Source organism: Dethiothermospora halolimnae, from assembly GCF_037577855.1.
GTDB lineage: Bacteria > Bacillota > Clostridia > Tissierellales > VENL01 > Dethiothermospora > Dethiothermospora halolimnae.
This window is the reverse complement of the sequence record NZ_JBAKFX010000048.1, coordinates 1-22386: the sequence shown is the minus strand read 5'-3', so window position 1 is coordinate 22386 and position 22386 is coordinate 1. Positions and strand designations below refer to the sequence as shown.

The window sequence follows — 22386 nt, the reverse complement described above, 5'->3', positions numbered from 1 at the left end:
ACTATGCATTATTTTCAATATAGTCAACTGCATCCTTTACAGTTGAGATTTTTTCAGCCTCTTCATCAGGTATTTCTAAATCAAACTCATCTTCAATCGCCATAATAAGCTCAACTACATCTAAAGAGTCTGCATCAAGATCATCTTGGAAAGAAGAGTTGATCTCAATCTCACTTTCTTCAACCTCAAGTTGTTCAGCTATAATCTCTTTTAACTTTTCAAATGTCTCCATTCATTACACCTCCTTTCAATATCATATGTATATATTATATTGCCATACCTCCATCTACAGTTAACACTTGACCTGTTAGGTACTCTGAAAGGTCACTGGCTAAAAAAGCTACAGTATTGGCCACATCCTCAGGGGTTCCTAATCTATTTAATGGAATACTATTAATATACTCATCCTTAACCTTATCGGGTAATTCATCGGTCATATCAGTTTTAATAAATCCCGGAGCCACTGCATTAACCCTAACATTCTTTTTAGCAACTTCCTTTGCTAAAGACTTAGTAAAACCTATTATTCCAGCCTTAGAAGCGGAATAATTACATTGACCAGCATTACCTGATATACCAACAACCGATGCTATATTTATTATACTACAATTTTTTTGTTTAAGCATACTTCTAATTATGGATTTTGACATGTTAAAGGTTCCCTTTAAGTTAACATCCATAACAGCATCCCATTCTTTTTCCTTCATTCTCATAAGTAAATTATCCCTAGTGATTCCTGCATTATTAACTAAGATATCAATTCTATCATATTTATCCTTAGTTTTTTTTACAATGTCCTTTGCTTCCTCCATTTTAGCCACATTTCCCTTTATAGAAATAGCATCTCTTCCCATAGATTTTATTTCTTCAACAACCTTATCTGCTCTTTCCTTATTGTTTGAGTAATTAATGGCAATATCTGCTCCTAATTCAGCTAGTTTAAAAGCAATTGCCTTACCAATACCTCTAGAACCTCCGGTTATTAGGGCAACCTTACCTTCTAAATTCATAAACTCACCTCTAACCCATCTTATTTAAAAGCTTCTCTAAAGACTTTAAATTTCTAACACTAAAAGTAGTAATCTTTTTATCCTCTTTTTTAGCTATTTTTTTAGCAAAACTGCTAAGGCTTTTTCCGGGACCTATTTCTATGAAAGTATCAATACCATCATCTAGCATTAACTTTATACTGTCTTCCCATAGTACTGGCTTAGATACTTGATCCTTTAGTAACCCTTTAATTTCATCACTACTGTTTATATATTTACCAGTTACATTAGATATTACCCTTTTGTTTAAATTTTTTATTTCAATATCCTTTAAGTGCTCAAATAGTTTTTCCCCTGCAGGCTTAAGTAATTCACTATGGAACGGTGCACTTACAGGTAACATAACCGCTTTTTTGGCACCTTTTTCTTTAGCTATTTCACAAGCCTTTTCTACACCAGAAACCTCTCCAGATATAACAATCTGACCAGGACAATTATAGTTAGCTCCTTCCACTATACCATATTCCTTTGCCTCTTTAACTATCTCTTCTACATCATCTCTGTCTAATCCAATAATAGCAGCCATTGTTCCCTTTCCTATGGGTACTGTTTCTTGCATGTATTTCCCTCTTTTTTTTACAAGTCTTACAGCATCTTCAAACTCTATTGCTCCGCTATATACCAATGATGCATATTCTCCTAAGCTTAAACCTGCAGTAACATCTGCATCTATATTATATTTTTTTATTACAGCTAAAATAGCAATGGAAGTTGTTAATATAGCCGGTTGAGTGTTCTCTGTCTTTATTAACTCTTCCTCTGGTCCATTAAAGCACATATCTTTAATATCTATTTGTAAACTTTCATTGGCTCTTTCAAAGACTTCCATGGCTTCGGGATATTCTCTGCTTATATCATATCCCATACCAACTTTCTGTGCCCCTTGTCCTGGAAAAACAAAAGCTACCTTTCCCATTATATACCTCCTTATATTTTAGTCAAACTTTCTTTTACTATATTAGCCTCTTTTACTATATCATTTATTATACTTTCACAGCTTTTTATATCTTTTATTAATCCACTTACTTGACCTGCCATAACAGAACCATACCTATGATCTCCCTCTATGGCAGCCTTTTTTAAAGAACCTACTCCAAACTCTTCCAGTTCTTTTTTGTCGTCTGTTTTCTTTTCAAGTTTCAAAAATTCTCTAGTAAATTTATTCTTCAAACTTCTAACAGGATGCCCCGTTTTTCTTCCTGTAACCACTGCATCCCTATCCTTAGCCTTTGTTATCATGTTTTTATAATTTTCATGGGCTATACATTCTGTAGAACAAACAAACCTCGTGCCCATTTGTACACCTTTAGCCCCTAAAGATAGAGCCGATACAATACCCCTGCCATCTGCTATACCTCCAGCAGCTATTACAGGTATATTTACTGCATCTACAATCTGGGGTACTAAAACAAAAGTTGTAAGCTCTCCAACATGACCTCCTGCTTCTGTTCCCTCCACTATTACGGCATCTGCTCCTACCTTTTCCATTCTTTTAGCCAAGGCTACAGATGGCACAACTGGAATAACCTTAGTTCCTATCCCTTTAAATCTATCTATATACTTTCCTGGATTTCCAGCTCCAGTAGTTATAACGGGAACCTTTTCTTCATATAACATATCCATGATTTCATCAACATGGGGAGATAATAACATAACATTCACTCCAAAGGGCTTATCCGTCTTTTTCTTTATCTTCCTTATCTCCTCTTTAATAACATCTGCAGGGGCATTTCCACATCCTATTACTCCTAATCCACCTGCATTCGAAACGGCCTGTGCCAACTCAGCAGTTGCAACCCATGCCATTCCACCTTGAATTATAGGAAACTTTATATTAAGTAAATCGCATAAATCGGTTTTCAACATATATAGACCTCCTACTCTATAGTCTTATTAAACAAGATCCCCATGTAAGACCTCCACCAAAGCCTACTAAAATAACGTTGTCACCTTTTTTGATTTTATTACTCTTAATAGCCTCATCAAGTGCCACCGGTATAGAAGCCGAGGACATATTGCCATATTTATCTAAGTTCACATATACCTTATCCTTATCCAGCTTCAGCTTTTTTCTAGAGGAATTTATTATTCTAATATTAGCCTGATGGGGCACTAAGAAATCTATATCTTCTAACTCTAAGCCCGCTTCCTTAATAACCTTCCTTGAAGCTTCATTCATTTTTCTAACAGCAAATTTAAAAACTTCATTTCCCTCCATTTTTAAATAATGCATTTTATTATTTACAGTCTCCATTGTAGCTGGATTTTTTGAACCTCCTGCAGGCAACTCTAGATAGCCTGCTCCACTTCCATCAGCTCCTATATCTAAGGACAATATACCTTTATTTTCAGGTACTCTACTTATTATAGCAGCTCCTGCTCCATCTCCAAATAACACACAAGTACCTCTATCTGTCCAATCTGTTATTCTACTTAATGCATCTGCTGAAACAACTAAAACATTATTATACATATTAGAGCTTATATATCCATAGGCAACGGATAATCCATATATAAAACCTGAGCACGCAGCCTCTAAATCAAATGCAGAAGCATTAACACATCCTAATTTCTCTTGGGCTATGCATGCTGTTGATGGAAAAGCCATATCTGGAGTTACTGTGGTAACTATTATAGCATCCACATCTTCTGGAGATATCTTAGCATCTTCCATAGCTTTTTTTCCTGCTTCTATTACCATATGAGAAGTTGCTTTATCCTTATCAAGTATACGTCTTTCCTTTATACCTGTTCTTTTAGTTATCCATTCATCACTTGTATCAACTAATTTTTCCAAATCCTCATTTGTCATTATTTTTTCAGGTACATAACTGCCAGTTCCAATTATACCAACACCTGTTAGATTATTATTTGGTCCCATCGTTACCTCCCATTTCTTTTATATCCTGCTCAATTTTTTCAATAACATTATTCTCTACAAAAGTTTTTGCCTGTCTTACAGCATTTTTTATAGCCTTTCCATTAGAGCTACCATGGGCTTTGATAACTCCACCCTTTAAACCTAAGAGTGGTGCTCCCCCATACTCTGTATAATCTAGTTTATCTTTAAAATTTTTAAGTCCCGGTTTTAGTATTATAGCTCCCAATTTAGTCAATATAGTTCTCATAAATTCTTCCTTCAACGTAGAGAATATAGATTTAGCTAACCCTTCTGTCAATTTTAATATCATATTACCAACAAAACCATCACATACCATAACATCAACATATCCTTTAGGTATATCTCTGGCTTCTAAATTTCCATAAAAATTAATATTAGTCTCTTTTAATACTTCATATGACTTTTTAGTTAAGTCATTTCCTTTACCAGGTTCCACCCCATTGTTTATAAGTCCAACTTTAGGATTAGATACCCCTAAAACCTTTTGTGAATATATAGAACCCATAATGGCAAACTGTTGTAAATATGAGGGTTTACAATCGGTATTAGCCCCTATATCCAACATCAAAGATATTCCCTTTTCAGTAGGATATACAGTAGTTAGGGCTGCCCTACTAATACCTTTTATTCTCCCCACTATAAATGTACCTCCAGCTAATAGAGCTCCACTATTTCCTGCTGAAATAAATGCATCTGCCCTATTTTCCTTTACTAAATTCAACCCTACCACCATTGAGGAATCTTTTTTCCGTCTTATTGCCTTAACAGGTTTATCTTCATTTGTTATTACATCATCGGCACCAATTATCTCAATGTTATTACCCTGATAATTATATTTATCTAATTCCTTTTCTATTACATCTTTTTTTCCCACAAGGATTATATTAACACCATATTCCTTAGCTGCATCTACACATCCTCTAACTGTGGCCCTAGGAGCATTATCTCCTCCCATAGCATCTACTACTATATTCATAAAATACCCCCTATTCATCAATAGATACAAGAATAAATTTACCTCTAAAAACCTGCTCCTGTTCAACATAAATAAAAACATGAACAAAGTATTTATTACCTCTTTTCCTTACAACTTGAGCCTTTGCTATAAGCTTCTGTCCTGCCTTTACAGGGTTATTATATTTTATGTTGGCAACACCAGTTAGGGCTACATCAGCATCTATAACAGCCATAGCTAGAGATTCTGCTTGGGCAAAAATATGATGTCCCCTTATAATATGGGTCTTCTTAAATGCCATATCTTTATTTGTTGCTAATATAGAAATACCATTTTCACCTAGGTTTAGATCCACAAGCTCACCGATTATTTCTGTACCCTTTATCGCTCTTACCTTTGAATAATTTAGTTCGGCCACTTGTTTAACCCTTTCCCTTAGTTCTGGTATCCCCAGCTCTAATCTATCTAACCTTATAGTCTGAATACTAACTCCAAATATATCCATCAATTCTTCATCAGTTAAAAAGGGATCTTCTGTGAGTCTTTTTGTTAATTTCCTTTGTCTCTCTTTTTTCGAAATTTTTTTATTTCCCATAGTTCCACCTCAAATTATTACTAGAAGTTAGTACCTAGTACTAACTGTTAGTATACATTATTAGTTTATATTTTTCAAGTTAAAATTTTTTATAAAAAAAACAGTGATAATTATCACTGTTTTTAGTCAACTGCTACAACCTCTTTATTCTTATAGTGTCCACATGATTTACATACTCTATGAGGCAACTTAGGCTCATGACATTGTGGGCACTTAGCTAAAGTTACCTTTTTAGCCTTGTGAGTTTGAGCTCTTCTTTTATCTCTTCTTGCTTTTGATGTTTTACGCTTTGGTACTGCCATTAAAAACACCTCCTTATTATCAGTCAAGTAATTCTTTTAGTTTAGCTAAACGGGGATCTATATTATGGTCATCGCAATCACACTGTCCCTCATTTAAGTCATTACCACAGGTAGGACACAGTCCTTTACAATCTTCACTACACACCGATTTCATAGGTAAAGATAATAATACAGTAGATAATACGTGTTCCTCTATATCGACTTCATCCCCATCAAAGGAAACTAAAATGTCGTCTTCTTCTAGGCTTTCATCACTTCTAGATTTATCTACAAGTCGCCCTGATAGAACTGTTTCTATTTTATCACTAAAGGTTTTAAGACATCTATCACAGTCTTTATTATACTCAACACTTATATTAGCATTTAAATAAAGACCATCATCGGTTTTATATACTTCACCATTAACCCTTATAGGTTTTTCTAGGTGAATCTCCCTATCCCATGCCTTAATGCTTTTCATATTCAACTCTTTTTTAAAGTCTATTTTGTAAACAGTTTTATCAAGAAGACCTGTTAGATCTATTATCATAATATTCACCTCTTGAATATTGCCAAATTTTATTATATAAAGCCACAGCAGATTTGTCAAGAAATAAGTTCATTTTTATTAAGGAAAAAAGTCATATATTCCTTAATGACCAACTAGCTGGGGGATTATGAATCCCCCAATAACTAGAAATTAATTTAAGGTATAAAACCTATAAAAAATCAACAAATAATTAATTATCGAACTAACAATTAGTTATAACTTAAACTAATTTTTTTGTATCTCTAGCAATCATTAACTCTTCATTAGTAGGAATTACTAATACTTCTACTTTTGAGTTGTCTTTACTTACAACAGTCTCTTTTCCTCTAACATTGTTCTTTTCTGTATCAATTTCTATACCGATAAACTCTAGTCCCTTACATACATCTTCTCTAGTCTCAGGTGAATTTTCTCCAAGTCCTGCTGTAAATACTATTGCATCTACTCCACCCATCATAGCTGCATATGCACCGATGTACTTTCTAACTCTATTTCCAAATACATCTAAAGCAAGTTTTGCTCTTTTATTACCCTTTTCAGCAGCCTCTTCAATATCTCTAAAGTCACTGCTTACACCAGATATACCTAAAACACCAGATTTTTTATTTAATAACTTATTTGCGCCATCTATATCTAGACCCTCTTTGTCCATTATAAATGTTACTATTGCAGGATCTATATCTCCTGATCTAGTTCCCATAGCTAAACCTTCTAACGGAGTAAGTCCCATACTAGTATCTATTACTTTACCATTATCTATAGCAGCAACACTTGCACCATTACCTAAATGGCAAGTAATAACTTTTAGATCTTTTAAGTCTTTATTCAACATTTCTGATGCTCTATTTGCAACATATTTATGGGAAGTTCCATGGAACCCATATCTTCTTATACCATGCTTTTCATATAATTCATATGGTAATGGATATATATATGATGATTCTGGCATAGTTTGATGGAATGCAGTATCAAAAACACCTACCATTGGAACATTAGGCATTAATTCCTTACAAGCTTCAATACCCATAATATTTGGTGGGTTATGTAATGGAGCTAATTCTATACAATCTTTAACGGCATTCATAACATCTTCATCTATTTTAACAGAGTTGGCAAACTTTTCTCCACCATGAACAACTCTATGTCCAACAGCATTAATTTCATCCATTGACTTTATAGCACCGTGATTAGGATCAACAAGGGCATTTAGTACTATTTCTAAAGCAACTTTGTGGTCTTCCATAGGCTTTTCAATCACCACAGCTTCTTTACCCGCTGGCTTATGTTTTACCCTTGAACCTTCTATTCCTATTCTTTCTGATAAACCCTTTGCAAGGACCTCTTCATTTGACATGTCAATTAATTGATATTTTAATGAAGAACTTCCACAGTTAATTACCAATATATTCATTACTCTACCTCCTTAATATAACTTCTTTCACCATTAATCATATTATTACAATTAATAAAAAAAATCAACTAAATATAACATATTATAAATGAATTATCAAATAATATTAATGTTTCTTTACCTATTATAGCCTAACAGTTTTGTTTCTATTATTTTTTTGTAATATAATAGTGGTAAGGTCTTTTTATTTTCACTGTTATGATTTAATATATTATGTATATACAATTATAACATTAATATAGAATATTACTAGGAGGTAATTTATGAAAGTTGTTGGTTTAGTAACAGAATATAATCCATTTCATAATGGCCATATGTATCATCTTAATAAAGCAAAGGAAATTACTGATTCTGATTTTTCAGTGGCAATTATGAGTGGAAATTTTCTTCAACGGGGAGAGCCTGCCCTATTAGATAAATGGACAAGGACCAAAATGGCTATTGATAATGGAGTAGATTTAGTTATAGAACTTCCTGTAATATATGCTTGCCAAAGTGCTGAATACTTCGCCTATGGTGCCATAAGATTATTGGATAGTTTAGGTGTAGTGGATTATTTATGCTTTGGTAGTGAACTGGGAGAAACTGAAAATTTAAATAAAATAGCAACTATATTAAATAATGAACCTAAAGATTTTAAATTATTATTAAAAGAACATTTAGATAAAGGACTTCCTTTTCCAAAGGCTCGAACAAATGCAATAATTGATTATATAAAGAAAAGTAATGAAAATATAAGTATGGAAGATATAATTAATATCCTGTCAAACCCTAACAATATTCTAGGTGTAGAATACCTAAAAGCCCTAAATAAAATTAATAGTAAAATAGTTCCCACTACCATTAAAAGAAAATCGGCACAGTATAATTCCATTTCCATAGAGGGTAATATTGCAAGTGCCACCGCAATAAGAAAGAAGTTATTAGATAATGATATATCTATTATAAAAAATACGGTGCCAAATATAACCTATCATCATTTAATTGAAGCACTAAAAAAATATAACTCCTTTAACTCATTAAAAAATTATAATGACTTATTACTCTATTTAATTAGAACCACATCTACTGAAAGTATTAAAGAATTATTAGATGTTGATGAGGGTTTAGAAAACCGTATAATTGAATTTGGAAGTAAATATAATGAAATAAATAAAATTTTAGATGGGATAAAAACTAAAAGATATACATATACAAGATTACAACGTATAATGATGCACCTATTACTGGGACTTGATAAAAATAAATTGTTTAATTTCTACAAAGAAGAACCCTTATATATTCGAGTTCTAGGTTTCAATAAAAAGGGAATCAAAATTTTAAATAAAGCTAAAAAAGTATCTTCTTTTCCTATTATAACTAAGTTTGCAAATTATAAAAATATAAATAATTCCCTTTTACATAAAGTAATTCAGTATGATAAACGTGCCACTGATATATATTACCTTGGCCTTAAAAAATTCAATAATAAAAAAACTAATCTGGACTATTTGATTAGTCCCTATTTTAACTTAAATTAGTTGACTTTTTTACTCTATCTTTATTTGTTCTAACTTCCCTTTGATTTCATTTATTCCTTCTATAGTTGCTTTATAACCAATTTTGCTACACTCCACCACCTTATCAAATTTAGAAGGACTTATATGAGATATAGGTGGTTTTATTAATATATCGGCCCCCATAAGACTTTCATTTAATATCTGCTTAGCCATGACATCTATTGATTGTAATATCACATCAAATATATGATTAATTCTTCTTTGTTCTGTACTAAAACCTACATCGACTGCTATAACGATATCAGCTCCCAATTCCCTAGCTATAGATACTGGCACCCTATCTATAACTCCCCCATCAACCAGTACCATATTATCCATTTTAACTGGTAAAAAGACTCCAGGAACCGATATACTAGCCCTAACAGCTTTATAAAGTGGACCCTCTGTAAATACTATTTTTTTCGATTCCTTTAAATCTGTGGCAACTATGGCTAACTTCTTATTTAAATCTTCAATATTTCTATTTCTTGTTAAAATCTTTAAAATCTGTTCTATCTGATTTCCCTTTATAAAACCTCTTCTAGGAACTGTTACATCCATCCACATTTTTCTGTCTATCTGATTTATTATGTCTTCAATTTTAGCCGGTGGAATATTTGAACAATACAAAGAGCCTACTAAAGCCCCTGCACTACTACCACTGACCACATCTATATTAACATTATTTTCCTCTAATGCTTTAAGTACACCTATATGGGCAAGTCCCCTAGCCCCTCCTGAGCCTAATGCTAAACCAACATTTATTTTTCTTGTCATTATAACACCCCACAAACCCTTATACAATCTAATTTAGTTTTAAATTCATATCTATAATATTTATATTTTAAAAATACAAATACATTCCAAGTTCTTATGGGTTCATGTTTTCTCCCTAAAATACTGTATCTTAATATGACATTTTGTTAAATTTTAATATGTTACATTTATTTACTTTATCATATACTTATGAATGATGCCCTTATTATTGTAATATTAACTGAGAAGAAGGGTAAATTAATATTATAATAATATTGGGATTATTAAATACTTAATTACTTTATATGTAAAATGCAAAAAATACTTAAGGAGATGATTTTATGCCACTTACAGATGATAAGTTGGATGTGAAGATTTTAAAGGGAAATATTATCTTTACCCCGGAACTAGGTAAATTTTCTATGCATGAAGATAGTTATATAATAGTTGAAAACAACAAAGTTAAAAGCATATGCAAAACTTTACCAGCTGAGTACAAAAATTTTGAAGTAGATGATTATGGCAATAAGCTTATAATTCCAGGTTTCGTTGATTTACATTTTCATGCCCCACAATATGCCAATAGAGGTCTTGGGCTAGATAAGGAGCTTTTACCTTGGTTAGAAGATTATACATTCCCAGAAGAGGCTAAATTTGCCGATGTGGATTATGCAAAAAAAATATATAAAAGAGTTGTAAAAGAAGTTTGGAAACAAGGTACTACAAGAATAGTTGTTTTTGGTAGTTTACACAAGGAATCAACTAAAATATTATTAGATTACTTTATAAAGTCTGGATTAGGTGCCTTTGTTGGAAAGGTTGGAATGGACAGAAACAGTCCTGATTACTTAATAGAAGAAACTGAGCATTCTTTAGCCCATACTGAAGAGATATTAAAGGAATATGCTAATAAGTCAGATATAGTTAAACCTATTATCACACCAAGATTTGTACCTACATGTACCCCTGAATCTATGGGTGGTTTTGGTGAGCTTGCAAAAAAATATAATGTGCCTATACAGTCTCACCTTTCTGAAAATACAGGGGAAGTTGAATGGGTAAAAGAGTTACATCCTGAGTTTGACAATTATGCAAGTGTTTATCATAGTTTCGGTTGTTTTGGTCAGTTACCTACAGTTATGGCCCACTGTGTTCATAATATCGACGAAGAAATTGACTTAATGAGTGATACAGGAGTTTATGCTGCCCATTGTCCCAATGCAAATTACAATTTATCAAGTGGAATAATGCCCGTTAGAAAATTCTTAAATAAAGGTTGTAAAGTAGGTTTAGGTACAGATGTTGGTGCCGGTCATAAGGTTTCTATTGCAAACGTTATGAGTATAGCTATCCAAGCATCTAAGATTAAATGGTTAGAGTCAGATAAAGCACTGGACCCAATTACAACAGAAGAAGCCTTTTATCTAGGAACTAAGGGTGGTGGAAGTTTCTTTGGTAAAGTTGGAAGTTTTGAAGAAGGATATGATTTTGATGCCCTAGTTATAGATGACAGCTACCTAGGGGATACTGATCTAAGCCTTAGAGAGCGTCTACAAAGATATATATATATAGGTGATGATAGAAACATAGTTGACAGATACGTAGCTGGTAAAAAGGTTGATGAGCCAGTTTTAGATTAAGTTTAAGTCTAAGTTTAAGTTTAAGTTTAAAGGTGAAGGGCGCTAGAGTCCTTCACCTTTTTTAATATCCATTTTATTTTCAAAATATATACTTCTACTTGGAAAAGCTATTGATGCTCCTTCCTCCTCTACTATATTCATTATATTAAAATTCACATCTTGTTTTATATCTAAAAATTCTTCCCACGATGATGTATTAGCAAAACAGTATATCAATATATCTAGGCTACTACTATTAAATTCATCAAATTTAACTAAAATCATATCCTTTGATATATTATCGTGACTAATTAACATTTTTTCTATAGATTCTACACATTTTTTCATTTTTTCTTTAGATGTATCATATGTTAATCCTAACTTAAAGTTTATTCTTCTTAAGTTTCTTCTTGAATAATTAATTACCGAGCTATCTACCAGTTTTGAATTTGGAACTGTAATAATCGCCTTATCAAATGCTCTTATTTTTGTACTTCTGAAATTTATATCCTCCACAACCCCTTCAGTTTCTGTACTACTAATCCAATCTCCTATATCAAAGGGTTTATCCATTATAATTACAATTCCTCCAAATACATTAGATAATGTATCTTTAGCTGCCATGGCTATAGCTAGTCCTCCAAGACCTAAACCAGCAACAAACCCACTTACATCATATTCAAACTCTTCAGCCACTATTCCTATGGTTATAACTACAGTTATAATCCTTAGGGCTCTAGAAAGAAACGGCTTTAAAACATTATTGGTATTAATATTAAGTTTTCTTCCCATTCTATCAAATAATATGGAGTATGTTCCTTCAAGATTATATAATCCCCAAGCTATTATAATAATTACCGAAGACCTAAAAAAGTGTTTTAATGTCTCATTAAAGGACTGGCTAAAAGCTAAATATCTTAAGGAAAGGTAGAGTCCAAGTATAGATATAAACATCCTCAAAGGTCTTTTAAATGCATTTAATATATCATCATCTATTGTAGATTTTGTTTTATTTGTAATTCTATATCCAATTTTAAGGATATATTTAGTAAATATATTTTTAAATATTAGAAAAAATAAACTGATCCCAATGGCTATTATGATATTCATTATTTTTATATTAAAATAAGGTACAGTCCAATATAGTATGTCCAAATATTATCACCTCTTATATACTTTTTTATCTATTAAAATCTACATATAAACTTACTAATCATATTAAATGACAAACATCAATATACATATATAGTAACCACAAGCAGGGGGGTCTCCTATGGATAAATTAATCTATTGTATAATATCTATAATCATTATATTCTTTGTTATATACTTTTTAAAATCTAAGCTAAGAAAATATTACAAGGAAATTAAAACCTATTTAATAATAGCCATTGTACTTTGGCTCACTATCACTATAGTATTATATCCAAAAGAATCAGTCAAAGCGGCTAAAGATGGTCTTTATACATGGTTTAATGTAGTTTTACCTTCTTTATTACCCTTTTTTATTGGTGCTGAAATATTAATAGGTCTGGGAGTCGTTAATTTCCTAGGGTCATTACTGCAACCACTAATGAAACCTATTTTTAATGTCCCAGGGGAGGGAGCTTTCCCCTTTGTTATGAGTATAACCTCGGGATATCCTGTGGGAGCTAAAATGGTTTCTAAGCTAAGAATCCAAAGTTCAGTATCACAGGTAGAAGCCCAAAGGTTAACTGCATTTTGTAGTACATCTGGTCCCCTATTCATGATAGGCGCTGTGGCAGTTGGAATGTTTAAAAATTCCTCTATAGGTCCCCTTATAGCAATAGCCCATTATTTGGGGGCTATTTCAGTGGGAATTCTTTTTAGATTTTATAAAAGAAAAGAAAATATTGCAAAAAATAACTCTAAAAATTTCAATATGAAAAATTCATTTAATGAGTTGATAAAGGCTAGACAAGAAGATGGCAGACCTTTAGGTATACTTATGGGAGATGCAGTCAAAGAGGGTTTTAATAGTATGGTTATGGTTGGTGGATTCATAATATTGTATTCTGTTGTAATAGAAGTTTTAGATATAACTAATATTTTAAATTATATATCGAGAGCTTTAAGTATCCTTATACCAACATTACAAAATACAGAAATCATAAAAGGAATTTTAAGTGGAATAATAGAAATGACCAATGGATGTAAAATGATTTCTGAAATCGAATCAACATCCCTTATAGTAAAAATATCTGCAGCCAGTTTTTTAATTGGATGGAGTGGATTTTCCATCCATAGTCAAGCTATGACGATGTTAGGTAAAACAGATATTAAAAATAATGTATATTTTTTTTCCAAACTAGTCCATGGTATATTATCTTCTTTCTTCACTATTATTTTATATAAGTTTATATTTAAAAACCATGTAGTTATAACTTCATCTGATAACTTAAATAATAAAATCGTTTTTTCTTCTAGCTGGATATCTAAACTAACTTTTTCAATAAAAATTCAAATATCAATATTAATTATTATGATTTTAATAGGTACATTAACCACTTTAACAGTAAAGTTAATAAAAGAGCATAAGTAATATTATTGATATTTTATGGTGCTAAACCGGACTGGGCATGCCCAGTCCCTACATATCCTTTGTTAGGTTAAAAAGTAAACAACTACTTTAATCCCCTAAGTTCATTTCTATTATTTTCAACGGTTTCTATCATTATGTTCATTTGATCTTGTACCTCTTTTAATAATTCGTCTGCATATTCCCTCGCACCAAGTCTTATTTCCTTTGCATTTTCTTGGGCATTTCGCATTATTTCCTCTGCCCTCTCTTTAGCTTTCCTTGTTATTTCATCTTGCTCTATCATTTCTTCGATATGTATTTTAGCTTCCTCTGCTATTGTATCAGCTTCATTTTGAGCCTCTGCCAATATTCTCTGTCTCTCTTCCTTTATCCACTCTGCTTGTTTTATCTCATCGGGTAATTTAATTCTTATTTCCCTTATAATCTCTAAAAGGTCATCTTTATCTATAACAACTTTAGCTGCAAATGGAATTGTCGAGGCATTCTCTAATATATCTTCTATCTCTTCTAAAAGCTTCAATACCTCCATTAATCATTATCCCCCTTTAATTTTTTTCTGATTGCATCTTCTACTATTTTAGGTACTATATTAGAAATCTCACCATCAAATCTTGCTACTTCCTTTACTATACTGGAACTTAAAAATGTATATTTGCTACTTGACATTAAAAAAAGAGTTTCTAATTCCTCGTCTAGTTTCCTATTCATTAGGGCCATTTGAAGTTCATATTCAAAGTCCGATACAGCTCTTAAACCCCTAATCACTGTGGATACACCCTTGCTTTTTGCATAGTCTATTAAAAGACCTGTAAAAGTGTCTATTTCAACATTATCATATTGTTCTAATACTTTTTCTATCAAATCTAACCTTTCTTTAACTGAAAACATGGTATTCTTTGATGGATTATTTAAAATAGCTACTATCACTTTATCAAATTTTTTAGCACACCTTTCAATAATATCAAGATGTCCATTGGTTATAGGGTCAAAACTCCCTGGATAAATAACGGTCATTTTTAGTCCTCCTCAATGCTATAGAAGGTAACGGAAGTACCTCCATAATTCCTCATGTCAAATTTTATTAAGTTATATAAACTGTCTGGTAATATTTTTTTAGTTTCATGCTCAATTATAATAATTCCACTTTTTTTCAAAATTTCCTGCTTATAAATTTTTTCTAATGTGGGTATAACTAAATCTTTTTCATAGGGTGGGTCCATAAATATATAATCAAACCTTTTATTGTTATTTCCCAAGGCTCCAATAGCCCGATTTACATTATTTTTATAGACCTGCCCCTTAGTATTTAATCTAGTATTTTTTAAATTTTCGTTTATTGTTTTTATACTTTGTAAACCACTATCTATAAAGTAACACTCTTTTCCACCTCTACTTAAAAATTCTATTCCAACATTTCCACTTCCTGAAAATAAATCTAATATTAAAGCATCCGGTGAAATAGAACCTAAAATATTAAAAATAGATTCTTTAACTCTATCGGTTGTGGGTCTAGTTTTTAATCCTTTAGGTGCTTTTAACCTATGTCCCTTCGCTATTCCTGTTATAACCCTCAAGCTAATCCTCCTTACATTATAACATAATTTTTAAATTAATATTATAAGTCTATACTATCAATTAAAAGCTATGTTATCTATTTTATCTCTAAATGTATTTTTAACTCTATTTTTTATTTTTATATATTTATTACTTTCTAATAATGGATCTTCTTTTAAAATGTCATCACATATCTGTTGTACAACTTTTAAAATCTTCATGTCACTAAAAATATTGGCTATTTTTAAATCAGGAATACCATGCTGTCTAGTACCAAAAAATTCTCCAGGGCCCCTTAATTCTAAATCTTTTTCAGAAATAATAAATCCATCTGTAGTTCTCTCCATAATTTTCATTCGTTCCCTAGCTACTTTGGTTTTCCCTTCATTTATTAATATACAATAGGATTGATATTCTCCCCTTCCAACCCTACCCCTTAACTGATGTAATTGGGCAAGACCAAATCTTTCTGAATTTTGTATTATTATAATATTGGCATTGGGTACATTAACACCTACTTCAATAACCGTTGTTGATACTAATACATCTATGTTTCCATTCTTAAATTCTAACATTATATTATCTTTCTCTTTAGGTTTCATCTTCCCATGTAATAAACCTATTTTGTAATCCTTAAGATATTGTTCTTTTAATTCATCATATAACTCTTCTGCAGACTGTATATCCAATGTTTCCGATTCCTCTACTAAAGGACATACAATATATGTCTGTCTACCATTATTTATTTGTTTTTTAACAAAGTCATAGACCCTATTTTTCATGGTTTTATTGACAGAATAGGTTTCTATCTTTTTACGTCCAGGGGGCAATTCATCAATAATTGAAATATCTAAATCCCCATATAATATTAATGCCAGAGTTCTCGGAATAGGTGTAGCCGTCATAACCAAAATATCGGGATTATGGCCCTTTGTAGATAACATAGCTCTTTGCCTAACTCCAAACCTATGCTGTTCATCGGTTATGGCTAGTCCTAATCTTTTAAACTTAACATTATCTTCAATAAGGGCATGGGTTCCAACAACAATATCTATATCGCCATTTTTAACCTTTTCTAATACTTCTAATTTTTGTTTTTTGGTTAAACTCCCGACTAGCAACCCACAATTTATTCCTCTGTCTTTTAAATATTCTTTAATGCCTTCATAGTGCTGAGTAGCTAATATCTCTGTGGGTGCCATCATAACAGATTGATAACCAGATTTATAAGCCTTAAGCATACCTAATATTGCTACAATAGTTTTACCAGAGCCAACATCCCCTTGGACCAATCTATTCATGGGCTTATAGGATTCCATATCGTTACAAATTTCATTATACACCTTTCTTTGGGCATTAGTAAGGGAAAAGGGCAAATCTTTTATAAAGTCTTCTACATAATCTGTCTTATTAAACTTTATACCCCTCTTATTTTTATTATATTTATTTTTAATATTTAATAATCCCAATTGCAATATTAATAACTCTTCGAAGGCTAATCTTGTTTTTGCCCGTTTATAACCCTCCCTATCCTTTGGAAAATGTATATTAATAAGGGCATCCCTAATAGACATCAATTTTAATTTTTTAATTATATCCTCTGGCAATATCTCCTCAATGGTTCCTAAATACTGTTTCAACACATTAGAAACAAGTTTTACCATCTCATTATTAGTAAGCTTCTTAGTTAAAGGATATATGGGAATAATCCGACCTACTTTTTTACCAGTATCTCCTTTTTCATATGTTGGATTTTGGATTTGTATTTCCCTACCCATTCTTTTTACTTTCCCGTTAACTTTTATTTTATCTCCTACTTTAAAATTATTTATTACATAGTCTTGATTAAACCAAACTAAGTATCCCAAGGCCGTTTCATCCTTAACAGGTACCTTAGCTATACTTAACCCCCGTCTCGGCCTCATAACAGCTCCAGAACCCGACACAGTGACTTCTAAATTGGCTTTTTCTCCATTTTCGCACTGGGAAAGTTTATTAAATTTTGTTCTATCTTCATAACTTCTTGGAAAATAATACAACAGGTCCTTCACTGTATAAACATTGATTTTCTTTAACTTACTGGCCCTTTTAGGTCCCACCCCTTTTACGTATTGTATAGACATATTAAAATCACTCAATTTATTCACCTCTAACGTATATGTAGTACTTACTCTATTATACAATATTTTCAAAATAAAAAGTAGTTAAGCACTATACCTAACTACTAATTTACAATATATATAAATTAAATATTATTCCACTGAAAAAATATAATAATATAGTGGTTGCCCTCCATATACTATCTCAACATCAAAATCTTCTAATTCTTCTTCTATTTTATGTCCTAACTTTTCTGCATCAGTCTCCTTAATATCCTCTCCATAAAAAATAGTTATTAGTTCATCTTCGTCGGTAACCATTTTCTCTATAAGATCTAAGGATACCATTTCAATATCCTCACCAACTGATACAATATTACCATCATCTAATCCCATAATATCATCTTTTTTAATCTTCTTATCATCTAGTTCTGTATCTCTAACGGCATAGGTCACCTGTCCTGTTTTTACAGAATTCATTGCTTCCTTCATATTTTCAATATTATCATCTAGATCTAGTTCCTCATCAAAAGCTAAAATTGATGATATTCCTTGGGCTATGGTTCTTGTGGGTAATACTTTTATATTTTTATCGCTTAATTCCTTAGCTTGGGTTGCTGCTAAGATTATATTTTTATTATTAGGTAAAATTATAATATTTTCAGCATTTATGTTATCAATGGCCTTCATTATATCTTCAGTACTTGGATTCATAGTCTGGCCTCCTGAAATAACATGGTTAACGTTTAGCTCTTCAAAAACACTTGCTATTCCATCACCCATGGCTACAGATATAAATCCATACTTCATTTGTTCACGGTTATCTTCCGCTGCTTTTTCTTTTATAACATTGCTTCTATGTTGATACCTCATATTATCTATCTTAATATCTATTAACTCACCCTTTGATAGGGCATATTGAAGAACATTCCCAGGATCATTAGTATGAACATGTACCTTTATAACGTCATCTCCCCCTACTACCAGTAGAGAATCTCCGTATTTAGATACTTCTTTTCTAACTTTAGACAATTCGGCATTAGTTTTATTAATAATAAATTCAGTACAGTATCCAAACTTAATATCCTTCTCATCTATTTGGGGAGAGCTTTTAATTTCTTTTTTATTCTCTAAAGATATATTATCTTCAGAAATAATACTATGATTACCCGATAATACTTCAAAAGCTCCTTTAAGTATAACCATTAAACCCTTTCCCCCAGCATCAACAACTCCTGCTTTTTTTAAAGCCTCTAACATTTCAGGGGTCTTTTGTAAAACCTTATCTCCATGTTCTATTACTACTTTAGCAAACTTTAAAATATCTTTCTCGTGCTTAAATATTTCATTGGCCTTTTCAGCACATTCCCTAGCTACAGTTAATATGGTGCCTTCTATAGGCTTATTTGCAGCCTTATATGCAGTCTCTGCTCCTAGTTTAAAGGCATTGGCTAAGTCCTCAGTAGTTAGACTATCTAGTCCCTCTAGACCTTTAGAGAATCCTCTAAATATTTGAGACAATATAACTCCAGAGTTACCTCTGGCTCCCATAAGAGAGCCATATGATAAGCCATTAGCTATTTCTGTTATACTATCTTTCTCAATACTTTTTATATGTTTAACAGCTGATTGCATAGTTAAAGACATATTAGTACCAGTATCCCCATCGGGAACTGGGAAAACATTTAAGTCATTTATTATTTCTTTATTCATTTCAAGGGAATTAGCTGCCCCTAAAATTGCTTTTCTTAGCAAAATACTATCTATGTATTCAATTTTCAACATTAGTACCTCCTTAAATTACTTTTGTACTCTTACTCCTTGTACATTTATATTAACCTTTTGAACTCTCATTCCCGTCAAGTCTTCTACAGTATATTTTACCCTTTCAATGATATTATTTGCAACCACTGATATTTTTGTACCAAACTCTACAACGATATATAAATCAACAACAACATCTTCCCCTTCAGTGTGAACTCTAACACCTTTAGTTAAATTTTCTCTTCTAAGTAATTCTACCAAACCTTCAGTTGCATTTCTACTAGCCATTCCAACTAATCCATAACATTCCATTGCAGCTGATCCTGCTATTGTAGCAATTACAGTATCGTCGATGTTGATATAACCATATTTATTATCTATTTTTCCCGGCATCGGCAATCCTCCTTATATTCCAAATTAATATAACTTATATTATATCACTATTTTACCTTATTATCTAAATCTCTTCAACTATCATAAATATATTATCTTATATTAGAATATTTTTTTCTTTTTATTGCAAAAATATTCTTAGTTGTGTTAGAATAGAGTGTGGTTGTAATTTGGGGAATATTTTATATTTATATAAAGCAGAGGAGGTGTTTTAGATGGCTAAGTACTGTGAAGTATGTGGTAAGGGAAAAGTATCTGGAAACAATGTTACATTCTCCGACCGTAAAATTAAAAGAACATGGAGTCCAAACGTTCGTAGAGTAAGAGCTATCGTAGATGGAACTAAAAAGAGAATTTATGTATGTACTAGATGTCTAAGATCAGGTAAAGTAGAAAGAGCATTATAAATTAATGGCTTCCTATACACTGGAAGCCGGTTTTATTTTTTGTTTTTATTTATTATTTTAAGTATCACTATATAATTTCCACCCCAAAATTACCAACCCTATTCCCAGTAATGAAAAAAATATCCATGAAGGTAATAAATATAGTACATAGACAAAGGGAATTATTAAGATTAAAAATATTTTTTTAAAAGGAATTCTTCTATAAAATCTTCTCATATATATCATTCCTTAAAACATTTTAAAGAAACACCATCCTAAACCTATTAATAAAGCTCCCAATAGAAATATCCATATTTTTAAAGGGACTACTTGTATTATTACTATGGAGCCTATCACTCCAAAAACTATTCCCAATATTTTTTTCATATTTTTATTAAAGTAAAATTTTTTCATAATTATCACCTCTTTTAATGGTGCTATAATATATGTTATTCTTAGTATATTTTTTTGTTACTGTTTTATTGTGGAATTCCAGTTTATTTTTTACTGATTTTAGCAGGGGCAAGGTACAGAGAGCAGAGATTTTGGATAGAAAAAAGTAGCCAAATAATTGACTACTTTAATCTTTTGATAGTATAACAAGGGATATTCCCTTTTCAAAGCTTATATATCCTTTATCTTCTATTATTTTATTGCTTATACCAAAACTACTATCTTGATAAAAATTCAGTTCATAGGTTTCATACTCCACCCCTCGCAACGTAACTTTTTCTAATTTTTCTGTTAAGGGTACCAATGAAACATAAAATCCTTCCCTTTTATCTAATACCAAGTTACCGTTGGTTATATATATTTCATTTTTATTATCAATAATCTTACCTTGTACACCTTTATATAATATTTTCTTTAACAACATTATATTGGCCAATGTATGATCTAACCTTGAACCAGTAACTCCAACCAGTGTTATTTCTCTACTACCATGTTCAATAGCATAATCTATGGCAAGTTCTGTATCAGTTTTATCCTTTTTAACTGGAAACTTTAGAAATTCAACTTTTTTTTCTTGCATTATATTTAGCATGTTTTTATCAATAGAGTCTAAGTCCCCCACTATTAAATCTGGTAAAACACCTAAACTATTTAGATGGTTTGTCCCTCCATCGGCACATATTATATAGTCGGCCTTTTTACATTCTTTCATTAAAAGCTTATTATTTAATATATCTCCATTGGATATTATCAGTGTTTTCATTTTATCACTCTATTCCATATCTATTTTCTTTAGTGGTGTCCATAGTATTATTATAAGTACAATTGATATTATAAATTCAGGAACTAAATACTGAGCATTATATATAGCTGAATATTTCCATGGATTCATATCTCCAGCATATTCTGAGAAAAATATAACTCCAGATAATATATGGGATATCCCTCTTCCTAATATTGAAATTAATATAGCAAAAACCGCTACACCATAGTCTCTTACTAAAGAAGATTTGCCATTGTTTCTTAACGACCTCTTAAAGGCATTATGAGCTAAACCAGATAAGCCCAAAGCCCCAAAAGCCAGTGGATAATCTAAGAAAAACTGGGCCCAATGTAAGAAAGGAGTAGTAGCCATTGCAGCTTGTATTAAACCATATCCAAATCCCACTATTAAACCTTTTACTAATCCCCATCTCATTGCGAACACTATAATTGGTATCATACTACCAGGAGTAATTGTCCCTCCAAATGGCGCTTTGTATAAAGGTATCATACTAAGAGCCGTTGCAAGGGCTATCATTACTCCTCCCTCTACCATCATCCTTGTGGACCATTTTTTATTCATAATATTTCCTCCCTTTTTTTGTTTTGGGAGTTTTGCTGAAAGTTTGTTATAGAGTAGGAGGTAGATAATTAATTTATCTACCGGCCTCTCACACCACCGTACGTACCGTTCGGTATACGGCGGTTCACTAAGACAATCTGAATTTTTCATACTGTGAAGATAAACTTGTAAAG

Annotated in this window: 25 protein-coding genes; 4 read left to right on the top strand and 21 right to left on the bottom strand. The window is 31.7% G+C overall.

The genetic code is table 11. The features are described 5' to 3' along the window. Position 1 precedes the first annotated feature (1 nt). The 10 genes from acpP to V6137_RS15935 all read right to left on the bottom strand — a co-directional run bounded on the left by acpP (position 2) and on the right by V6137_RS15935 (position 7743). Positions 2-232 carry an acyl carrier protein gene (acpP, locus tag V6137_RS15980; RefSeq protein WP_425448960.1) on the bottom strand — a complete coding sequence of 77 codons (231 nt, stop codon included), beginning with the start codon at positions 230-232 and terminating at the stop codon, positions 2-4. A 34-nt stretch (positions 233-266) separates the two neighbouring features. Then, entirely contained in the window at positions 267-1010 is a 744-nt protein-coding gene (fabG, locus tag V6137_RS15975) for a 3-oxoacyl-[acyl-carrier-protein] reductase (protein ID WP_425448959.1), read from the bottom strand. 10 nt (positions 1011-1020) lie between these two features. Next, the gene (gene fabD / locus V6137_RS15970; protein ID WP_425448958.1) at positions 1021-1965 is read right to left on the bottom strand and encodes an ACP S-malonyltransferase; all 945 of its coding nucleotides are present in this window, start codon (positions 1963-1965) and stop codon (positions 1021-1023) included. An 11-nt stretch (positions 1966-1976) separates the two neighbouring features. Beyond that, on the bottom strand, positions 1977-2915 hold the full coding sequence (gene fabK, locus V6137_RS15965; protein ID WP_425448957.1) for an enoyl-[acyl-carrier-protein] reductase FabK: 939 nt from the start codon (positions 2913-2915) through the stop codon (positions 1977-1979). A gap of 16 nt (positions 2916-2931) precedes the next feature. Continuing rightward, a complete protein-coding gene (locus V6137_RS15960) occupies positions 2932-3930 on the bottom strand; it encodes a beta-ketoacyl-ACP synthase III (protein WP_425448956.1) in 999 nt (332 codons plus the stop codon). Continuing rightward, positions 3917-4927, bottom strand: a complete 1011-nt coding sequence (gene plsX / locus V6137_RS15955; RefSeq protein WP_425448955.1) for a phosphate acyltransferase PlsX — start codon at positions 4925-4927, stop codon at positions 3917-3919. The genes V6137_RS15960 and plsX overlap by 14 nt, the downstream gene beginning before the upstream one ends. Before the next feature lie 10 nt (positions 4928-4937). Further along, the gene (fapR, locus tag V6137_RS15950; RefSeq protein ID WP_425448954.1) at positions 4938-5501 is read right to left on the bottom strand and encodes a transcription factor FapR; all 564 of its coding nucleotides are present in this window, start codon (positions 5499-5501) and stop codon (positions 4938-4940) included. A gap of 122 nt (positions 5502-5623) precedes the next feature. Then, positions 5624-5803, bottom strand: coding sequence for a 50S ribosomal protein L32 (gene rpmF, locus V6137_RS15945; protein ID WP_425448953.1), 180 nt, complete (start codon positions 5801-5803; stop codon positions 5624-5626). Between the two features lie 19 nt (positions 5804-5822). Further along, entirely contained in the window at positions 5823-6332 is a 510-nt protein-coding gene (locus V6137_RS15940) for a YceD family protein (RefSeq protein WP_425448952.1), read from the bottom strand. A 220-nt stretch (positions 6333-6552) separates the two neighbouring features. Further along, positions 6553-7743, bottom strand: a complete 1191-nt coding sequence (locus tag V6137_RS15935) for an acetate kinase (RefSeq protein WP_425448951.1) — start codon at positions 7741-7743, stop codon at positions 6553-6555. Between the two features lie 263 nt (positions 7744-8006). Between V6137_RS15935 and V6137_RS15930 the strand changes: the two genes are divergently transcribed. After that, complete coding sequence (locus V6137_RS15930) at positions 8007-9263, top strand: nucleotidyltransferase (protein ID WP_425448950.1); 1257 nt, start codon at positions 8007-8009, stop codon at positions 9261-9263. A 9-nt stretch (positions 9264-9272) separates the two neighbouring features. On the opposite strand, the gene V6137_RS15925 is transcribed toward V6137_RS15930, so the two are convergent. Next, entirely contained in the window at positions 9273-10058 is a 786-nt protein-coding gene (locus V6137_RS15925) for a patatin-like phospholipase family protein (RefSeq protein WP_425448949.1), read from the bottom strand. A gap of 320 nt (positions 10059-10378) precedes the next feature. On the opposite strand from V6137_RS15925, the gene guaD reads away from it, so the two are divergent. Further along, on the top strand, positions 10379-11677 hold the full coding sequence (guaD, locus tag V6137_RS15920; protein ID WP_425448948.1) for a guanine deaminase: 1299 nt from the start codon (positions 10379-10381) through the stop codon (positions 11675-11677). Positions 11678-11719: 42 nt separating this feature from the next. Here guaD and V6137_RS15915 read toward each other — a convergent pair whose 3' ends face one another. Next, positions 11720-12766: a mechanosensitive ion channel family protein gene (locus V6137_RS15915; protein WP_425448947.1), complete on the bottom strand. Its 1047-nt coding sequence runs from the start codon at positions 12764-12766 to the stop codon at positions 11720-11722. A gap of 163 nt (positions 12767-12929) precedes the next feature. Between V6137_RS15915 and ylbJ the strand changes: the two genes are divergently transcribed. Further along, positions 12930-14219 (top strand): sporulation integral membrane protein YlbJ, encoded by a 1290-nt coding sequence (gene ylbJ, locus V6137_RS15910; RefSeq protein ID WP_425448946.1) that lies wholly within the window; start codon positions 12930-12932, stop codon positions 14217-14219. A gap of 82 nt (positions 14220-14301) precedes the next feature. On the opposite strand, the gene V6137_RS15905 is transcribed toward ylbJ, so the two are convergent. The 6 genes from V6137_RS15905 to V6137_RS15880 all read right to left on the bottom strand — a co-directional run bounded on the left by V6137_RS15905 (position 14302) and on the right by V6137_RS15880 (position 20029). Next, positions 14302-14748: an ATPase gene (locus tag V6137_RS15905; RefSeq protein WP_425448945.1), complete on the bottom strand. Its 447-nt coding sequence runs from the start codon at positions 14746-14748 to the stop codon at positions 14302-14304. Continuing rightward, complete coding sequence (gene coaD, locus V6137_RS15900) at positions 14748-15233, bottom strand: pantetheine-phosphate adenylyltransferase (protein ID WP_425448944.1); 486 nt, start codon at positions 15231-15233, stop codon at positions 14748-14750. Before coaD ends, V6137_RS15905 begins: the two co-directional genes overlap by 1 nt. Positions 15234-15235: 2 nt before the next feature. Next, on the bottom strand, positions 15236-15793 hold the full coding sequence (gene rsmD / locus V6137_RS15895; RefSeq protein ID WP_425448943.1) for a 16S rRNA (guanine(966)-N(2))-methyltransferase RsmD: 558 nt from the start codon (positions 15791-15793) through the stop codon (positions 15236-15238). A 57-nt stretch (positions 15794-15850) separates the two neighbouring features. Further along, complete coding sequence (gene recG / locus V6137_RS15890; RefSeq protein WP_425448942.1) at positions 15851-17920, bottom strand: ATP-dependent DNA helicase RecG; 2070 nt, start codon at positions 17918-17920, stop codon at positions 15851-15853. Between the two features lie 105 nt (positions 17921-18025). Next, positions 18026-19657: a DAK2 domain-containing protein gene (locus V6137_RS15885; RefSeq protein WP_425448941.1), complete on the bottom strand. Its 1632-nt coding sequence runs from the start codon at positions 19655-19657 to the stop codon at positions 18026-18028. Positions 19658-19672: 15 nt separating this feature from the next. Then, positions 19673-20029: an Asp23/Gls24 family envelope stress response protein gene (locus V6137_RS15880; protein WP_425448940.1), complete on the bottom strand. Its 357-nt coding sequence runs from the start codon at positions 20027-20029 to the stop codon at positions 19673-19675. A 215-nt stretch (positions 20030-20244) separates the two neighbouring features. Between V6137_RS15880 and rpmB the strand changes: the two genes are divergently transcribed. Beyond that, positions 20245-20436, top strand: coding sequence for a 50S ribosomal protein L28 (rpmB, locus tag V6137_RS15875; RefSeq protein WP_425448939.1), 192 nt, complete (start codon positions 20245-20247; stop codon positions 20434-20436). A 228-nt stretch (positions 20437-20664) separates the two neighbouring features. Here the strand turns inward: rpmB and V6137_RS15870 are convergent, their stop codons facing one another. From V6137_RS15870 to thiT, 3 genes are all read right to left on the bottom strand, one after another. Continuing rightward, positions 20665-20829 (bottom strand): hypothetical protein, encoded by a 165-nt coding sequence (locus tag V6137_RS15870; RefSeq protein ID WP_425448938.1) that lies wholly within the window; start codon positions 20827-20829, stop codon positions 20665-20667. A gap of 166 nt (positions 20830-20995) precedes the next feature. Next, positions 20996-21631 carry a thiamine diphosphokinase gene (locus tag V6137_RS15865; RefSeq protein ID WP_425448937.1) on the bottom strand — a complete coding sequence of 212 codons (636 nt, stop codon included), beginning with the start codon at positions 21629-21631 and terminating at the stop codon, positions 20996-20998. Positions 21632-21640: 9 nt separating this feature from the next. Continuing rightward, on the bottom strand, positions 21641-22213 hold the full coding sequence (thiT, locus tag V6137_RS15860; protein ID WP_425448936.1) for an energy-coupled thiamine transporter ThiT: 573 nt from the start codon (positions 22211-22213) through the stop codon (positions 21641-21643). Positions 22214-22386 lie beyond the last annotated feature (173 nt).

What these genes read in the sequence shown, in the direction of transcription:
- V6137_RS15905 (WP_425448945.1), bottom strand. Translation starts at nt 14,748, where the DNA reads ATGGAGGTATTGAAGCTTTTAGAAGAGATAGAAGATATATTAGAGAAT.
- rpmF (WP_425448953.1), bottom strand. Translation starts at nt 5,803, where the DNA reads ATGGCAGTACCAAAGCGTAAAACATCAAAAGCAAGAAGAGATAAAAGA.
- rpmB (WP_425448939.1), top strand. Translation starts at nt 20,245, where the DNA reads ATGGCTAAGTACTGTGAAGTATGTGGTAAGGGAAAAGTATCTGGAAAC.
- V6137_RS15865 (WP_425448937.1), bottom strand. Translation starts at nt 21,631, where the DNA reads ATGAAAACACTGATAATATCCAATGGAGATATATTAAATAATAAGCTT.
- acpP (WP_425448960.1), bottom strand. Translation starts at nt 232, where the DNA reads ATGGAGACATTTGAAAAGTTAAAAGAGATTATAGCTGAACAACTTGAG.
- V6137_RS15885 (WP_425448941.1), bottom strand. Translation starts at nt 19,657, where the DNA reads ATGTTGAAAATTGAATACATAGATAGTATTTTGCTAAGAAAAGCAATT.
- V6137_RS15930 (WP_425448950.1), top strand. Translation starts at nt 8,007, where the DNA reads ATGAAAGTTGTTGGTTTAGTAACAGAATATAATCCATTTCATAATGGC.
- fapR (WP_425448954.1), bottom strand. Translation starts at nt 5,501, where the DNA reads ATGGGAAATAAAAAAATTTCGAAAAAAGAGAGACAAAGGAAATTAACA.
- thiT (WP_425448936.1), bottom strand. Translation starts at nt 22,213, where the DNA reads ATGAATAAAAAATGGTCCACAAGGATGATGGTAGAGGGAGGAGTAATG.
- fabD (WP_425448958.1), bottom strand. Translation starts at nt 1,965, where the DNA reads ATGGGAAAGGTAGCTTTTGTTTTTCCAGGACAAGGGGCACAGAAAGTT.
- V6137_RS15960 (WP_425448956.1), bottom strand. Translation starts at nt 3,930, where the DNA reads ATGGGACCAAATAATAATCTAACAGGTGTTGGTATAATTGGAACTGGC.
- V6137_RS15870 (WP_425448938.1), bottom strand. Translation starts at nt 20,829, where the DNA reads ATGAAAAAATTTTACTTTAATAAAAATATGAAAAAAATATTGGGAATA.
- plsX (WP_425448955.1), bottom strand. Translation starts at nt 4,927, where the DNA reads ATGAATATAGTAGTAGATGCTATGGGAGGAGATAATGCTCCTAGGGCC.
- coaD (WP_425448944.1), bottom strand. Translation starts at nt 15,233, where the DNA reads ATGACCGTTATTTATCCAGGGAGTTTTGACCCTATAACCAATGGACAT.
- V6137_RS15935 (WP_425448951.1), bottom strand. Translation starts at nt 7,743, where the DNA reads ATGAATATATTGGTAATTAACTGTGGAAGTTCTTCATTAAAATATCAA.
- guaD (WP_425448948.1), top strand. Translation starts at nt 10,379, where the DNA reads ATGCCACTTACAGATGATAAGTTGGATGTGAAGATTTTAAAGGGAAAT.
- ylbJ (WP_425448946.1), top strand. Translation starts at nt 12,930, where the DNA reads ATGGATAAATTAATCTATTGTATAATATCTATAATCATTATATTCTTT.
- V6137_RS15940 (WP_425448952.1), bottom strand. Translation starts at nt 6,332, where the DNA reads ATGATAATAGATCTAACAGGTCTTCTTGATAAAACTGTTTACAAAATA.
- V6137_RS15925 (WP_425448949.1), bottom strand. Translation starts at nt 10,058, where the DNA reads ATGACAAGAAAAATAAATGTTGGTTTAGCATTAGGCTCAGGAGGGGCT.
- fabK (WP_425448957.1), bottom strand. Translation starts at nt 2,915, where the DNA reads ATGTTGAAAACCGATTTATGCGATTTACTTAATATAAAGTTTCCTATA.
- fabG (WP_425448959.1), bottom strand. Translation starts at nt 1,010, where the DNA reads ATGAATTTAGAAGGTAAGGTTGCCCTAATAACCGGAGGTTCTAGAGGT.
- V6137_RS15880 (WP_425448940.1), bottom strand. Translation starts at nt 20,029, where the DNA reads ATGCCGGGAAAAATAGATAATAAATATGGTTATATCAACATCGACGAT.
- V6137_RS15915 (WP_425448947.1), bottom strand. Translation starts at nt 12,766, where the DNA reads ATGAATATCATAATAGCCATTGGGATCAGTTTATTTTTTCTAATATTT.